General features: G+C 70.1%; 14 protein-coding genes. 8 read left to right on the forward strand and 6 right to left on the reverse strand.

From position 1 onward, the window contains the following. Window positions 1-3 precede the first annotated feature (3 nt). A complete protein-coding gene (locus tag D7V77_RS18000) occupies window positions 4-1,629 on the forward strand; it encodes a sodium/solute symporter (protein WP_120577526.1) in 1,626 nt (541 codons plus the stop codon). 101 nt (window positions 1,630-1,730) lie between these two features. On the opposite strand, the gene D7V77_RS18005 is transcribed toward D7V77_RS18000, so the two are convergent. Together D7V77_RS18005 and D7V77_RS18010 are read right to left on the reverse strand one after the other, a co-directional pair. Beyond that, the gene (locus tag D7V77_RS18005) at window positions 1,731-2,840 is read right to left on the reverse strand and encodes an alpha/beta fold hydrolase (RefSeq protein ID WP_120577527.1); all 1,110 of its coding nucleotides are present in this window, start codon (window positions 2,838-2,840) and stop codon (window positions 1,731-1,733) included. 45 nt (window positions 2,841-2,885) lie between these two features. Next, entirely contained in the window at window positions 2,886-3,650 is a 765-nt protein-coding gene (locus D7V77_RS18010) for a hypothetical protein (RefSeq protein WP_120577528.1), read from the reverse strand. A gap of 141 nt (window positions 3,651-3,791) precedes the next feature. Here D7V77_RS18010 and D7V77_RS18015 point away from each other — a divergent pair, with 141 nt between their 5' ends. The 3 genes from D7V77_RS18015 (at window position 3,792) to D7V77_RS18025 (ending at window position 6,914) form a co-directional block, all read left to right on the forward strand. Further along, window positions 3,792-4,646 (forward strand): ion transporter, encoded by an 855-nt coding sequence (locus D7V77_RS18015; RefSeq protein ID WP_120577529.1) that lies wholly within the window; start codon window positions 3,792-3,794, stop codon window positions 4,644-4,646. Between the two features lie 21 nt (window positions 4,647-4,667). Beyond that, entirely contained in the window at window positions 4,668-6,245 is a 1,578-nt protein-coding gene (locus D7V77_RS18020; RefSeq protein WP_120577530.1) for an N-6 DNA methylase, read from the forward strand. Between the two features lie 111 nt (window positions 6,246-6,356). After that, the gene (locus tag D7V77_RS18025) at window positions 6,357-6,914 is read left to right on the forward strand and encodes a superoxide dismutase family protein (RefSeq protein WP_120577531.1); all 558 of its coding nucleotides are present in this window, start codon (window positions 6,357-6,359) and stop codon (window positions 6,912-6,914) included. Between the two features lie 28 nt (window positions 6,915-6,942). Here the strand turns inward: D7V77_RS18025 and D7V77_RS18030 are convergent, their stop codons facing one another. The 3 genes from D7V77_RS18030 to D7V77_RS18040 form a co-directional block, all read right to left on the reverse strand. Then, window positions 6,943-7,239, reverse strand: a complete 297-nt coding sequence (locus D7V77_RS18030; protein WP_120577532.1) for a hypothetical protein — start codon at window positions 7,237-7,239, stop codon at window positions 6,943-6,945. Between the two features lie 91 nt (window positions 7,240-7,330). Beyond that, a complete protein-coding gene (locus D7V77_RS18035; RefSeq protein ID WP_120577533.1) occupies window positions 7,331-9,610 on the reverse strand; it encodes a glutamine amidotransferase in 2,280 nt (759 codons plus the stop codon). 28 nt (window positions 9,611-9,638) lie between these two features. Further along, a complete protein-coding gene (locus tag D7V77_RS18040) occupies window positions 9,639-10,397 on the reverse strand; it encodes a DUF4159 domain-containing protein (protein WP_120577534.1) in 759 nt (252 codons plus the stop codon). A gap of 56 nt (window positions 10,398-10,453) precedes the next feature. On the opposite strand from D7V77_RS18040, the gene D7V77_RS18045 reads away from it, so the two are divergent. The 4 genes from D7V77_RS18045 (at window position 10,454) to D7V77_RS18060 (ending at window position 14,638) form a co-directional block, all read left to right on the forward strand. Further along, complete coding sequence (locus D7V77_RS18045) at window positions 10,454-10,750, forward strand: molecular chaperone DnaJ (RefSeq protein WP_120577535.1); 297 nt, start codon at window positions 10,454-10,456, stop codon at window positions 10,748-10,750. 27 nt (window positions 10,751-10,777) lie between these two features. Further along, window positions 10,778-11,485 (forward strand): hypothetical protein, encoded by a 708-nt coding sequence (locus D7V77_RS18050; RefSeq protein ID WP_120577536.1) that lies wholly within the window; start codon window positions 10,778-10,780, stop codon window positions 11,483-11,485. 82 nt (window positions 11,486-11,567) lie between these two features. After that, window positions 11,568-13,043, forward strand: a complete 1,476-nt coding sequence (locus tag D7V77_RS18055) for a hypothetical protein (RefSeq protein ID WP_120577537.1) — start codon at window positions 11,568-11,570, stop codon at window positions 13,041-13,043. A 29-nt stretch (window positions 13,044-13,072) separates the two neighbouring features. Then, window positions 13,073-14,638, forward strand: a complete 1,566-nt coding sequence (locus D7V77_RS18060; protein WP_120577538.1) for a beta-ketoacyl synthase N-terminal-like domain-containing protein — start codon at window positions 13,073-13,075, stop codon at window positions 14,636-14,638. 31 nt (window positions 14,639-14,669) lie between these two features. On the opposite strand, the gene D7V77_RS18065 is transcribed toward D7V77_RS18060, so the two are convergent. Next, on the reverse strand, window positions 14,670-15,221 hold the full coding sequence (locus D7V77_RS18065; RefSeq protein WP_121781133.1) for a hypothetical protein: 552 nt from the start codon (window positions 15,219-15,221) through the stop codon (window positions 14,670-14,672). Window positions 15,222-15,299 lie beyond the last annotated feature (78 nt).

The raw sequence follows: 15,299 nt of genomic DNA on the forward strand, positions 1-15,299 counted from the left end.
CCCATGAATCCCACGACCGCGGGCACGCAGATTGGCCAGCCCAACACCACGGCCATCGTCTTCTTCCTCCTCTTCGTCAGCATCACGCTGGCCATCACCTACTGGGCGGCGCGCAAGACGAAGACGACGTCGGAGTTCTTCGCCGCCGGTGGCGGCATCAGCGCCGGGCAGAACGGCTTCGCGCTGGCGGGCGACTTCATGAGCGCCGCCAGCTTCCTGGGCATCGCGGGGCTCGTGGCCACGTCCGGCTTCGACGGGCTCATCTACTCCGTGGGCTGGCTGGTGGGCTGGCCCGTGGTGACCTTCCTCATCGCGGAGCCCCTGCGCAACCTGGGCAAGTACACCTTCGCGGACGTGGTGGCCTACCGCCTGAAGCAGACCCCGGTGCGCCTGTCCGCCGCGGTGGGCACGCTCACCGTCGTCGTCTTCTATCTGATTGCCCAGATGGTGGGCGCGGGCAACCTCATCCGCCTGCTGTTCGGCCTCTCCTATGAGACGGCCGTCGTCATCGTGGGCGCGGTGATGATCCTCTACGTGCTGTTCGGCGGGATGATCGCCACCACGTGGGTGCAGATCGTGAAGGCGGTGCTGCTGCTGGGCGGCGCGACGGCGCTGGCCATCTCGGTGCTGTACAAGTTCGGCTTCAGCCCCGCGGCGCTCTTCAGCGAGGCGGTGAACCGCTACGGGCCGGAGGCGCTGGCGCCGGGCAAGCTGGTGTCCAACCCGCTGGAGACCCTCTCCCTGGGCCTGGCGCTGATGTTCGGCACTGCGGGCCTGCCGCACATCCTGATGCGCTTCTACACGGTGCCCAACGCGAAGGCGGCGCGCACCAGCGTGTTCTACGCCACGGGCCTCATCGGCTTCTTCTACCTGGTGACGTTCATCCTGGGCTTCGGCGCGTCCGTGCTGGTGGGCCGTCAGGCCATCGTGAGCGTGGACAAGGGCGGCAACATGGCGGCGCCCATGCTGGCGGAGGTGGTGGGCGGCACGGGCTTCCTGGGCTTCATCTCCGCGGTGTCCTTCGCCACCATCCTCGCGGTGGTCGCGGGCCTGACGCTGTCGGGCGCGGCGGCGCTGTCCCACGACCTGTGGTCCAGCGTGGTGCGCAAGGGACACGCGCCGGAGGCGGAGCAGCTCATGGTGGCGCGCATCGCCAGCCTCGCGCTGGGCATCCTGGCCATCATCCTGGGCGTCGTCTTCAAGAACCAGAACGTGGCCTTCATGGTGGGCCTGGCGTTCGCCATCGCGGCGAGCGCGAACTTCCCCGCGCTGCTCCTGTCCATGCTGTGGAGGGGCTTCACCACCAAGGGCGCGGTGGCCAGCATGCTCACCGGTTCCATCAGCGCGGTGCTGCTCATCTTCCTGTCGCCCACGGTGCAGGTGGAGCTGCTGGGCAACGCGTCCGCCCTCTTCCCGCTGAAGAACCCGGGCATCGTCACCATCCCGCTGTCCTTCATCGTCGGATGGGTGGTGTCGGTGCTGGCACCGGAGGCGGAGGCGTCCGCGCGGTTCGCGGAGGTGGAGCACCGCATGCACGTGGGCGCGGCGGTGACGCCCCCGGTGACGGTGCCCACGGGCGTGGCGGGCACGGTGCCTCCGGGCATCCCGGAGGCACCCCAAAAGATTTGAAGCTGCTCGGCGGTCCTTCACGGTTTCTTCCTCGGCGTGAAGGACAGGGCGGAACCCGGGAGTTTCCAAAGGGGCTCGGGTTCCGCCTTTCTTTTTCGTGACTACTTCCCGCGCGTGAGCGGGAGCACGTCCTGCACGAGTTGAACGAGCACCTTCCCGGGCTCCTCCTCGTGCACCATGTGCGCGGAGTCCTCGAACCAGACGAGCTTCTTCGACGGCGCCTGGACGGTGGCGAACCAGGAGTCCAACAGCTGCGCGGACGTGGTGCGGTCATGCCGGCCGTGGAAGAAGACGACGGGCAGCGCGAAGCGGTTCTCCTTCGTGAGGTTCAGCTGGGTGATGGGCGCCCAGAAGGCCGCGAGGCTCAGATCCAGGCCCTCGTCACGCGCCTGCATGTCCTTGCCGGTGACGTCCGGGCTGTAGCGCCAGACCTCGGCGCCGTGCCAGTCCGGCGCGCGCCAGCCGTGGGTCTCATAGTGCATGAGCCAGCGGCGCTCCTTGTGCAGGTTGGCCAGCGTGCGCGCGGGGTCCTTCGGGTCTGGGAACGGGGCGATGGACTCCAGGTCCTCGATGGCCTTCTTGTTGCCGTCCGCCTTCGCCGCGGCGAGCGTGGCCGCGTAGCCCAGGGCTTCGTTCTTCGGCATGTCCACCCCCTGTCCGATGCCCACGTACGCGTCGAACCAGTCCGGGTGCATCCGCGCGAGCTTCACGCCCAGCACCGTGCCCCAGCTGTGGCCCACGAGCACGATGCGCTTCTTGCCGTACGTCTTGCGCAGGTACGCGGCCACCTCCTCCGCGTCCGCCACCATGCGGTCCACGGTCATGGTGGGCTTCACCTTGTCCGGGGGATTGAGGGCATACGTCTTCCCCGCGCCGCGCTGATCCCAGTGCGCGACGGTGAAGTACTCCTCCCATTCGCCCTGGTAGAAGTACGCGGTGGGCAGCGCGGTGAAGCCCGGCCCGCCGTGAAGGAAGAGCAAGAGCGGGTTGTCCTTGTGGCGCCCGCGCACCGAAATCCACTGGTCGATGCCGCCGATGCGCACGGCCTCCGCCTTCTCGATGCCGTCCGTGAGCACGCTGCGCCGGGCCTCCCGCATGACCTCCTGGGGCGTAGGCGCCTCGCCTGCGAACGCCGGGAGGGCCGTGAGCGACAGGCCCAGGCCGAACAGGGAGAGGGAGACGCGCTTCGAGGTGTCGTTCAGGGTCCGCATGCCCTGTGAACGGACGACCCCCTCCGCCGATTGCCTGGACGCGGGTCAGGGATGGGTGCGCAGCTGCTCCTGGAGCGACCGCAGCGGCTCCTGGTCCACGCGGATGCGTCCTCGCGTGGGGAGGTCCAGGTCCAGGAGGGTGAACATCACGGCGGTCAGGATGACCACGAACAGGAACCAGGAGAGGAACCCGCGCACGCGCGCCTCCGGCCGGTATCCCAGGAGCACGCCGGAGCCGAGCATCCCGACGAGCAGCAGGACGAAGATGGAGGTCGGGATGAGGTTGTGGGCCGCCGCCAGGCGCTCGTCGGCGATGTCGAACACGTCGTTCATCGCCTGGGTGACGAGGATGAGCACGGGGGCCTCCACTCGGGGCGCCAGCGCCTCCAGCCGCGCCCAGAGCTCCGACTGGAGCGACTCCGACTCCTGGAACAGCTTCGCGAAGACGGCCGGCTCATTCGCGACTTCGTGCCCCTCCAGGCGAAGGTCGGTGTAGCGGCGCAGCCAGGCGCGCGTCTCGCCGCGCGAGGGCTCGGGAAGAAAGCCGAGGCGCAGGTAGAGCGTGCCGATGGCGTTCGCCTCCTTCACCACGAGGGCGCGGCGCAGCGAGTACCGGTCCGCGGCCATGGAGAAGGAGAAGGCCAGCAGGAGCGCCACCAGCCCGAGCACCGACGCCTGGAGCGCCGACACGTCGCCGAGCTCCGGCCTCCGGTGACTGAGCCGGTAGCCGAGCTCCAGGCATATGAAGAGCAGGCCCATCACCATCAGGGCGAGCAGCCGCACGGGGATGGCGTTGAGGATTTGCAACATGCGCCAGAGCCGCTCCGCGCCATGGACAGGGCGGACTGGAACGTCGGGACGGGAACCAGCCCTGGCAATGCAGCCGCCGGTCCAGGAGACAGGAACGCTGTTGAACGTTCCCAGCGGGATTGCGCCTAAGCTGCGCGGCCTGTGGACCGTCCCTCCGAACAGAGCCCCCCGAGCGGCTTTCGCGCCCGCCTGCACACGGTCATCTTCGAAGCGGACACCCCGGCGGGAAAGGCGTTCGACGTGGCCCTGCTGTGGGCCATCGTGTTCAGCGTTGCGGCGGTGATGCTGGAGAGCGTCGCCCAGGTGCGCGCGGAGCATGCCCACGCGCTGCACGTGGCCGAGTGGATCTTCACCGTCCTCTTCGCACTGGAGTACGCGCTGAGGCTCATCGCGGTGCGCCAGCCGCTGCACTACGCGCGAAGCTTCTTCGGCATCGTGGACCTGATGGCGCTGTTGCCGTCGTTCCTGAGCGTGCTGTTCCCGGGCGCGCAGACGCTGCTGGTCATCCGCGTGCTGCGCCTGCTGCGAGTCTTCCGCATCCTCAAGCTGGGGCACCTGCTGGGTCAGGCGGAGGTGCTGCTCACGGCGCTGCGCGCGAGCCGACCGAAGATCATCGTCTTCCTGGGCACGGTCTTGAGCATCGACGTCATCATGGGCGCGGTCATGTACATGGTGGAGGGCGAGGCGAACGGCTTCGACAGCATCCCCCGCTCCATGTACTGGGCCATCGTGACGATGACGACGGTGGGCTTCGGGGACATCACGCCCAAGACGGTGACGGGGCAGTTCCTCGCGTCCATCCTGATGGTGATGGGCTACGGCATCATCGCGGTGCCCACGGGCATCGTGTCGGTGGAGCTCGCCGCCGCTACGCGTCAGCCCTTGAATACACAGGCGTGTCCGGGTTGTGGCGCACAGGGTCATGACGTGGATGCGCGCTTTTGCAAACGCTGCGGCACGGCATTGGACTGGACCCCCTCGCAGACCACCGGGTGAATCTGTCTAGGATGGTCCGGCATGGCCCGCGCCATCGACACGCCCGAGCTGGACGAGGAACTGCTGGTCCACCAGTTCCCCGACATCAACCGCAAGGCGGTGGGCGCGTTCTACACGCCCGCGCCCATCGTGGAGCGCACGCTCGCGCTCGCGCTGTCACGCCTGGGGGATGGGCCGCTCACCGTGGTGGATCCCGCCTGTGGCGCGGGGGCCTTCCTCGCCGCCGCCGCGCGGCACCGTCCGGACGCGAGGCTGTGCGGCCTGGAGCTGGATGCCGGCGTCGCCCGCCTGTGTCAGGCCCGCGTGCCGGGCGCGGACGTGCGCGTTGGGGACGCGCTCCGGGGCGGGCTGGAGCCGCTGCTCGCGGAGACGCCGGAGGGACACGCGGAGCTATGGGTCGGCAACCCGCCCTACAACGGCACGTCCGCGGTGCTGAAGGACGCGGCCTGCTACGCGCGGCTGCGAGCCCTGGTGCCGCTGGAGATGCCGCCGGGCACGAGCCTCCGGGACGACTTCGCGTTCTTCCTGCTCGTCGCCATGAAGCGGCTGACGGCCCGGCCGGGAGTGTTGGCCTTCATCACGCCCGCGAGCCTGCTGGAGTCGTTCATCTACGCGCCGCTGCGCCATGCGCTATTGCAAGCGCTCCACCTGCGCGAGGTGGTGGACCTGGGCCCGGGAATCTTCACGGGCACGCAGGTGCGCACGTGCATCACGGTGTGGACGTCGCGCTCCAACGCGGACGCCTCCGCGCCCCACTACGAGCACAAGGGCGTGGGCCAGTGCTTCACGCCCGAGGCTCCCGAGTGGCGGCTCTCCCCCATCGCGCAGGAGGCCGCCGCGCTGGACGCGGACTGGCGCGCGCGAGGCGAGCTGCTCACCACGCTCATCCCGGTGAGCCTGCCCGGAGTGAAGACGCGCTTCGACGAACTGCTGGTGGACGCGGACCGGGAGCGGCTGCTCGCGCGCCTCCGGGCCTTCTGCGCCGCGACGCAGGACACGCTGGAGGACTTCGCGCGGGAGCACGGCCTGGAGCCCGCGCTGTTGCCCAAGCTGCGCGCGCTGAAGCAGGGACCCGAGCTGGAGGTGGACGCAAGCCACGTGCGCCCGTTCTTCCGCTACGGCGGCGCGAGGCACCGGGGCGCGGTGCCTCCAGAAGCGAAGGCGTTCTGCTACCTGGACCGGCGGCTGATTCCGCGTGGGGACCACCGGCTGCGCGGTCCGTATGATCCGCACGAGGAAGCGGTGAAGCTCCTGTTCAACGTGCGCGAGTTGCCTCTGTCCGCAGCGCTGCTGGAGGAGCCCGGCTGCGTGCACGACCACCGCCACGCGCGGTTCGCGCCGCTGTACGTACCTCAGCGGATCCGGGACGAAGGCCTGGGCATCACCCGGGGCGCCAGGTCCCGCGAGTCCCTGGGCCCGCTGGTGCCGAACCTGTCGCACCGGGGCAGCGCCTGGGCGGAAGGCCTGGGTGGCCCGGAGGCGGCGTTCCGCGCGGTGATGCGCTTCCTGAACGGGGCGCAGGTGCAGCGCGTGTGGGCGCCCGCGTTCGGTGCGTCCCGAGTGGTGCCGGTGCCATTGGACGGCCCGCTGCCGGAGTGATGACTCCCCATCACCTGATGAATGCGGGGGTGGACATTCCCCTGCGAAGGACGCGGCGGGTGGGTAGTGTCCAGCGCCGCTGGGTAACCCAATCCCTGGAGTCTTCGAAACATGATGATCCGTTCCCTGCTGGTTGCCGCCGCCCTCCTCTCCACGCCCGCCCTGGCCCAGGACGCCGGGACGCCGGCCCCCGCGGACGCGGGCGCGAAGCCTGCCCTCAAGAAGGGCGAGACGGTGAAGGCGACGCTGAAGGACGCCCAGGGCAAGGACGTGGGCGAAGTGACGATGGAGCAGGCGCCCAAGGGCGTGCTGGTGCGGGGCACGCTGATGAACCTGCCCGCGGGCGAGCACGCCTTCCACATCCACGAGACCGGCAAGTGCGAGGCGCCGGAGTTCAAGACGGCGGGCGGCCACTTCAACCCGACGAAGAAGCAGCACGGCGCGCTGTCGCCCAAGGGCCAGCACGCCGGTGACCTGCCCAACCTCTACGTTCCCCAGGACGGCAAGGTGCAGTTCGACGTGTTCCTCGCCGACCTGAAGGTGAAGTCGCTGCTCGACAAGGACGGCTCCGCCGTCATGGTCCACGCCAAGCTGGACGACTACCACACCGACCCGACCGGCGACGCCGGCGGCCGCATCGCCTGCGGCGTGGTGGAGAAGGCGGAGTAGTCACCGCATCACGGCCGAGGCCTGTTCATCAGGCCTCGGTCCGCGCCACCTCGCCATGGGCCATGGCTCGAGGCAGCCCTGTCCGGGCCAGTGCAGGCGCGCTGTCTTCGGCGGAGGTCAGCTCAGCGAGCCTCCACGACACCATCATGACGAACGTCAGAGGCTGGATGTCCTGGGGCCCGGTTCCGACGCGCTCGTAGTAGGGCGCCAGGATGTTCGTGGCATCGAGCACCCACGTGGGCATGCCCCGCCCCTTCACCAGGGCTGGCTCCCAGCCATAGAGCTTGTCCAGCGTGATCAGCAGGAAGAACTCGCTTCGGCCCATTCGCGAGTCGTGCCCGGCTGCGCCCTGACATCCGCCTGGACCTTCACCTGCCCGGACCGGTCACGGACCGTGAAGTCGAAGCCCGACATGGCTACACGTACCCGAACCGCCGCCGCGCGAACCACTCCGCGCCCAGGAGCGCGATGAGCGCCACCAGGTAGTACCAGCGGTCCCACAGCGGCTGGTCCTTCGCGCGCCCCACCTCCACCACCGGCGGATCCAACAGCGGCACGTCCGGCATCCCGTCCTGCGGCAGCTTGTACGCCTTGCCCTCCGTGACGCTGGCGATCTGCTCCATCAGCGTCGGCCGCACCGACGCGTCCGACAGCTCCGGACCCACCGCGCGCACCGCCACCGCGTCCTCGCCCTTGCCCAGGTCCGTCTCGCCCTTCTTCGCGGACGCGAGCAGCTTGTACGGCCCCGGCGCCGGCGGCGCGAACTCCAGCCGCACCACACCGTCCGCGCCCGTCGTGCCCGTCTGCACCGCCACCGGCTTCTGCGTCGCCACGGAGAACAGCTCCGCCCGCACCTGCGCGCCGTCCGCCGGCTGGTAGTCCGCCATCCGCGCCTGCACCACCACGCCCACCGGCCGCCCCGGCTCCACCGACGGAGGATCCGCCGTCACCTTCAGCGTCGTCAGGTCCGGATCCCTCACCAGCCACCGCAGCGCATTGCCCCAGAAGCGGTCATATGCCCGGTTCGGCGAACCATCCCGGTGCGCCGTGAACGCCCACGACCACGTGGCATCCGTCGCCACCACCATCGCCCGGCCCCGCCCGTAGTCCCACACCGACACGAGCGGCGCGTTCTTCCCGTCCACCGTCATGAACGGGTGGTCCATCAGCACCGTCGCGCCCGGCCGCGCCCGCGTCAGGTTCGCGCCCGGAATGGGCAACAGCTCGCCCCACGTGGCCTCCGTGCTCGCCGCGCCCGTGCCAATGGACGTCACCGGATGCCGCAGGCCCTCCGGCGTAAGGCGCGGCTTGAACGGCTCCGCGTTCGCGGGCCCCGCGGCCTCCACCGGCAGCGCCTCCATCAACGTGGGCATCGACGCGCGCCCTTCGCCCAGCACGCTGTCGCCGCCAATCATCACGAACGCGCCGCCCTCGTGGATGTAGCGCTCCAGGTTGCGCTCGTACTCCGCGATGGACAGCGACGGGTCCGAGTAACCGAAGTTCTGGAAGATGACGACGTCGAACGTGTGCAGCTTCGTGTCGAAGATCTCCTCCATGGGGAACGGGATGAGCGACAGCTCCCGCTCGTTCGACACGCCCGTGTCGTCCGACAGCGTGCGCAGGATGTAGAACGACACCAGGTCCACGTTCGCGTCCTGCTTGAGCAGCCCGCGCAGGAAGCGCTCGTCCCACGACGGCCGCCCCACCACCAGCAGCACGCGCACGCGGTCGCGAATCACCTTCAGCGTGAACGAGCGGCTGTTGTTGTCGCTCACCGCTTCATCCGGGAACGTGGGCACCGTCACCGTGTAGACGAACCGCCCCGTCTGGTCCGGCGTGAAGGTGAAGGACACCGGCTTCACGTCGTCGCCGGTCGTCATCTTCACCAGCTTGCTCGCCACCGTCTTGCCCTCCTGGCTCAAGACGACGGGGATGTCCTGCCCGGAGAACCCGCGGCCGTGGATCTCCACCTCCACCGTCAGCGAGTTGCGCACGAAGGCGAAGTCATCCACCTTCAGCCCCTCCACCGACAAATCCTTCAGCGCCTCCTGGCCCACCAGGAACGTGGACACCGGCACGCCCAGGTCCGTGAGCGCCGCACGCGCCCGGCCCACCGCTCCGGCCTTCAATTCCGTGTTGTCCGCGCCGTCGCTGAACAACAGCACACCGGACAGCTTGCGCGACCCCTGCCCTCCGGACGCCGCGGACCGCAGCGCCGCGAGCAGGTCCGTCGTGCCCGCCCGCGCGGGCTCCTGGGCCAGCTGCGCGGCCGTCACCGGCGCCAGCTCCGGGTCCACCCCGTACACCTCCACCGTGAAGCGGTCCTGCCAGGACGCGAACGTGGGCGCCGCCTTCTCCAGGAACGCCGCCACCTGCGCGCTGCGCGTGGGCCCGCCCGGCTCCGACGGGAAGTTCATGGACGCCGAGCGGTCCACCAGCACCGCCACCCGGTTCTTCATCCGCGCCACCTGCAGGTGACGGATGCCGGGCTCCAGGAGGAAGAAGAACGCCGCCACGCCCGCGCCCAGGCGCAGGCCCCACAACAGCAGCTTGCGGCCCCGGGACGGCTCGCGGCGCACGCCCCACGCCGCCAGCGCGATGCCCAGCACCAACCCCACGCCCAGCAGCACCAGCGCCCAGACGGGCAGGGGCGACAGGCTGACGAGCTTCCACGCGTTGAAGGACGGGGAGTTCATTCGAGGGTTCGCGCGAGGAAACGCTCTTTCAGCGCCGCTTGTTGAGGATGAGGGGCAGGTGCACCGCGTCGTCCTTGTAGTCCAGACAGAGCGCGTACATGCACAGGTTGATGCCCAGGCGGATGGCCAGCTCGCGCTGCGGCTCGCCACCGGGGGACACGTCGAACTCGTAGTCGCCGGACTCGCTGCGGCTCCACGCGCCCGCCACGTCGTTCTGCGAGTAGATGATCGCCGCGCGCTTGCCCACGCTCGCCACCAGCGGCAGCGGCTTGTGCAGCAGGCGCCCCGGCGCTGCGTCCAGCAGGAAGAAGGACTTGAAGACGACGTGCGTGCTCGGCGCCTCCTTCAGCGGGCTCTGCGGCAGCACGCGCGCCATCTCCCGGCGGAAGCTGGCGTCGAAGCCGTCCCCGTCGCTGCCGTCGTTGGCGTCCCCGAACACGAAGCCGCCGTACGTCAGGTAGCGGCGCAGGTTGGACACCTCCGCGTCGGTGAGCGGCGGGAAGGCCCCGTCCCCTCCGAAGTAGAGGAACGGGTACTCGAAGAGGTCCGGGCTGTTCAGCGCGAACGGGCGCGCGTCCGGCACCACCTCCACGGACGTGCGCCGCTGCAGCTCCCACGCAAGGCGGCGCAGCCCCGACAACCGGCCGTCCCAGCGGCCCCCGTGCCGGGCCACGGCGGGGATGAAGCGGCTCTTCTCACCGAAGGCGGCCGCACGCCGGGACAGCAGCGGGACGAGCGCGGACGTGGCGAGCAGGAGGTTTCGACGGGAGAGGGGCCGCACAGGCATGGGGACCTGCTTATACCGTCGGCGGGTGCCTGCATTCCCTGGTATAGACGCGCCCCATGGCGAAAGGCGGACAGACGCCCCCGGAGCCCGGAGGCGGCCCCCAGGCTCCCGGCACCCTCCCAGGCTCTGAAGACGTGCGCGCCGCCTGGGCCCGCAAGGACGCGGGTGACGTGGCCGGCGCCCGGCGGGGCGCACAGCGCATCCTCGCGGGCAGCCCTTCTCCGGAAGACCGCGAACGCGCGGAAGACCTGCTGCGCGCCACGGAGACGCCCCGCGCCCTCTACGGTTACGCGCTCCTGGGCGCCGTCATCCTGGCGGTGCTGCTGGGGCTCGCCTTGACCCGCTATTCCTGACGGCCACAGTCGCTAGGATGTCTCGCCATGGAAGGTTTCCTCCAGGCGCTCAAGTCGTACCAGACCTTCAACCCCTCCGGCTGGGTGGGCATCTACCGGCTCCTGCCCATGTGGGTGGGCGTCGTGGTCGCGCTCGTGGGGCTGGTGTTGCTGCTCGCGGGCGGCGGCAAGCTGTTCCGCGCCGTGGCGGGCCCGGTGGGCGCGGTGCTGGGACTGGTGTGGACGGGCGCCGTCACCCAGCGGCTGAACCTGGTCGACCTGGATCCCCGCATGCCCACCCTGGTGGCCGCGGCGCTGATGGCGCTGGGCTTCCTCTTCCCGCCCGCCGTCACCTTCGTGGGCGTGGGCGTGCCGCTGGGGCTCCTGGCGGGCCAGATTGCCGGCCCCAGCGACTTCCTGCTCGGCTTCGGGCCGGGCTTCATCATTGGCGGTCTGGTGGGCGCCTTCCTCCACCGGCAGGTGAGCGGCATCGTCGCATCGGTGGTGGGCGCGTGGCTTTTGGTGATTGGCGCGCTCGCGGCGCTGCACCAGTTCGGCGGCGTGGTGGAGGCGGTGGCCAGCCGCCCCTGGGGCGTCATCATCGCCGCGCTCCTCTTCGCCCTGGCGGGCAGCGTCTACCAGCTCGCCGTGCGCCCCTCGCCCGAGGAGTCGGATCAACAGAAGGCGGAGAGACAGAAGCAGAAGCAGCGCCTGGCGGAGCAGCAGGCGCTCGAGAAGCGCTGGGGGGTCAAGTAGCCCCTGTCCCGGCAATCCTTTACGCCGGAGGGGCCGGGGCGTAGATTCCGCCGGCTTTCCCCCTCCCCTTCCTCGAGCATCGATGGGCCAGGCCAGCCGCAAGGACAAGGACACGCAGAAGCAGGAAGGGTCGCCCCCGGCGGCCTCCGTCCCGTCTTCCCCGGACGCCGCCCAGCCCGCCGTGCCCCATGAGGGGTGGCGCAAGCCCGCCGGCATGAGCCGCAAGGGGTGGGCCATCCTCGCTGGCGCTGTCGCCTTCATCCAGCTCCCGCTCATCCACTACGCGCTCATCCGGGGCCAGGCGGACGTCACCGCGACGGTGCCCTACCAGCAGTCGTTCAACGACCCCGCTGTCGTCGCGCGCGACTTCTTCTCCACCGGCGCCTACTGGCGCGTGACGAACGGGGAGCTGCTGGGCCCCGCGCCCAAGAACAACCCGCTGTGGCTCCAGGCCGCGCTGCCGGACGACGTGGCGGTGGAGTTCGACGTGCGCCCGGAGTACCCCGACGGCGACATCCGCGTGGAGCTGTTCGGCAACGGCCGCGACCCGGCCTCCGGCTACGTGCTGGTGCAGGGCGGGTGGAACAACAGCCTGTCCGTCATCGCCCGGAAGGACATCAACGCCCCCGCGCTGGACGCGCTCCAGCGCAAGGCCGCGCGCGTCGCGGAGAAGGGCGGAGGCCAGGGCGCGGACCTCGTCGCCACCGGCGTCTTCAAGAAGGACACCCGGGTGCGCGTGGAGTCCCGCGTGGGCGCCCCCATCCAGTCCGGCCGCACATACCACTGGCGCATCGAGCGGCGCGGCAACGTGCTCAAGTGGGCCATTGACGGCCAGCTCGTGGGCGAGCTGGACGACCCGTTCCCGCTGAAGGGCAAGGGGCAGGACCGGCTGGGCCTGTCCGGCTGGGAGTCGCAGCTGTTCTTCGACAACCTGCGCATCGGCACGCCGGACTCCATGCCCGCCACCATGGTGGCGAAGCAGGAGCCCACCCTGCCCCCGGGCCCCTCCGAGGACGACTTCAACCGCGACACCCTGGGCGACGCGTGGAACGTCACCAACCCCTCCGCCACGAAGATCGAGGACGGGGCGCTCGTGGTGCAGGCCCTGGGCAACCGCCCGGTGTGGCTGAAGAAGCCCCTCCCGGAGAACGCCGTCATCGAGTTCGACGCCTGGGGTGACAGCCCGGAAGGCGACATGAAGGTCGAGGCGTGGGGCGACGGCCGCTCCTTCTACGCGGGCGACCCGCGCCTGCAGTACACCGCTACCGGCTACGTCTTCATCTTCGGCGGCTGGCGCAACACCCAGTCCATCATCGCGCGCCAGCACGAGCACACCCACGACCGCGCCGTGCGCGACGGCGCCGCGGTGGTGCCCGGCCAGCGCTACCACTTCAAAATCACCCGGCGGGACGGACTCCTGTCGTGGGAAGTGGACGGCAAGCCCTTCCTGACCCTCCAGGACGCGTCCCCGCTCTACGGCCCCCGGAACCAGTACTTCGGGTTCTCCGGCTGGCAGACGCGCGTCCACTTCGACAACCTCAAGATCCAGCCGCTGTAGCCTTCCCCCGGGCGGCGGAGGAAACACCCGTGCGCAGAGTCGGAATCTTCGGCTGGGGCGTGGTCGCCCCGCGTTCCCCCAACATCGAGGCCTTCGCGAAGAACCTCGAGTCGTCCGAGACCTGGCTGACCCCCTTCAACGGCTTCGGTCCGGACAACTTCCTCGTCGGCACGCCCACGTTCAACCTGGCGGACTACAAGCCGTGGATCGACGCGCGCTTCCCCGCCAACCGCTTCTCCCAGCTGGAGCGGAAGATGGGGCAGCCCACGCAGTACGCCATCGGCGCCTTCATCCAGTCGCTGTCGCAGAACCCGGGCATCGAGAAGGAGCTCCAGGAGCTGGGCACGAAGGCCCACGTCTACGTGGGCACCGGCCTGGGCGACCTGCCCACCATCCAGCACATCTCCCTGGACCTCTACCGCGCCCAGCGCCGGTGGGACCGCTTCTGGGCCGCCCCGGAGCGCAACGGCGCCGTTCGCCAGTGGCGTGAGACGCGCGAGCCCCTGCCCGGCCTGCCTCCGGAGCCCTCCACCATTGAAGAGGTGGAGCGCGACAAGGCGGAGGACGACTGGTGGCACTTCTGGGCCGGCCGCTCGCCGGAGCTGCGCGAGTACCTGGAGGAGCTGCGCGAGATTGAAGCCATTGGCGTGCCCGACGAGGGCGACGTGGAGTCCGCCAAGCTGGCCGTCATCAAGGAGAAGCGCACGCGCAACGGGCGCCTGCAGAAGAAGTGGAGCGCGCCCGAGCCGCCGTGGAACGCCGTGTCCTCCAACGTGCTGTGGAACATCCACAACACGCCCGCGTCCCAGGTGTCCATGCTGGGGCAGATCACCGGCATGACGTTCGCGCCGGTGGCCGCGTGCTCGTCCTTCGGCTACGGCCTGAAGCTGGCCATGAACTCCATCCGCCTGGGTGAAGCCAAGGCCGTGGTGCTGGGCATGACGGACGCGGCGCCCAACCCGCTGGTGGTGGGCGGCTTCTACAACGCGCGCGTCATCTCCGCGGACGCCGCCGTGTCCAAGCCCCTCACCGCGCTGCGCGGCACGCACATCGCCGGAGGCGCGGTGGTGTGGGTGGTGGGCGACTACGAGCACTTCACCCAGAAGGGCTTCAAGGCGCTGGGCCTGGAGCCCGTCGCCGTGGGCGTCACCGCGGACGCGGACCACATCATCACCCCGTCCAAGGAAGGCCCCACGCTGGCCATCCGCGAGGCGCTGGGCGCCGCTGGCTGTCAGCCCCAGGACGTGGGCAGTTGGGACCTGCACGCCACCGCCACCCCGGGCGACTTCCTGGAGGTGCAGACCCTGCGCGACGTGCTGCCGGAGTCCGTGCTGATTACCGCGCGCAAGGGCACCTTCGGCCACGGCATGTCCGCGGGCGGCGGCTGGGAGCTCACCGCGCAGTACCTGGGCGCGGAGGCCGGCAAGGTGTACCCCACGCCGCTGGCCGCCCCGGAGCTCAACAAGCAGATCGCCAAGGTGCACGGCCGCTTCGTCTTCAATCAGGGAGAGGCGGCGCCCGAGGGGTGCTCGGGCAAGCTGTCCATGGGCGTGGGCGGCATCAACGCCTGCGTCATCTCCCGGCCCTGGAAGTAGGCCGGGGGGGCGTAGCGGTTCCGCGAAGGGCCTACGGGTACTTCGCGGACGCTTCGGCCTCCAGGGCCGTGGCTCCCTTCGGGTTGAGCTTGCGGAAGAACTCCAGCTCCAGGTCCAGGTCGCGGTAGCTGGCCTTCTGCTCCGGGGCCAGGCCGCTGGTGCTTCGGCCCACGCCGTTGGGGTCCGCCAGGCCGCCGGTGGCCGGGTTGCCGGTGCCCTTGTCGGTGGCATAGCTGACGCCCACGGACTGCTGCACGCGGTCGGAGCGCAGCGCGCGCAGCACGGCCCGGCCATCCGCCAGGGTGACCCCTTCGATGAGGTAGCGCGTGGAGGACGTGGGCCCCAACGTGCCGCCGCCGGAGTCCAGCCACTCCGTCTCCAGCACGAACTGGTTGGGCAGTTCGCGCCACGAATAGCCGCGCTCGTCCATGATGGCCTTCACCTCCGGCCACAGCTGCGCGAGCGGCTGCTCGTAAGCCACGGTGGCCGCGCGGTCGCGGACGTAGTTGTCGCGCTGGTGGCCGGCACAACCGGTGACGATGACGACGGACGCGGTCAGGACCGCGCGAAGCAGGTGGCGCATGGGGACGACCTCCCGGACGGGAAGCAGTGGGGTGAAGGCCGCCATCCTAGCGCGGCCCCTTCGCGCCCCGTGCCCCCA

Source organism: Corallococcus sp. CA041A (assembly GCF_003612075.1).
Taxonomy (GTDB): Bacteria; Myxococcota; Myxococcia; order Myxococcales; family Myxococcaceae; genus Corallococcus; species Corallococcus exiguus.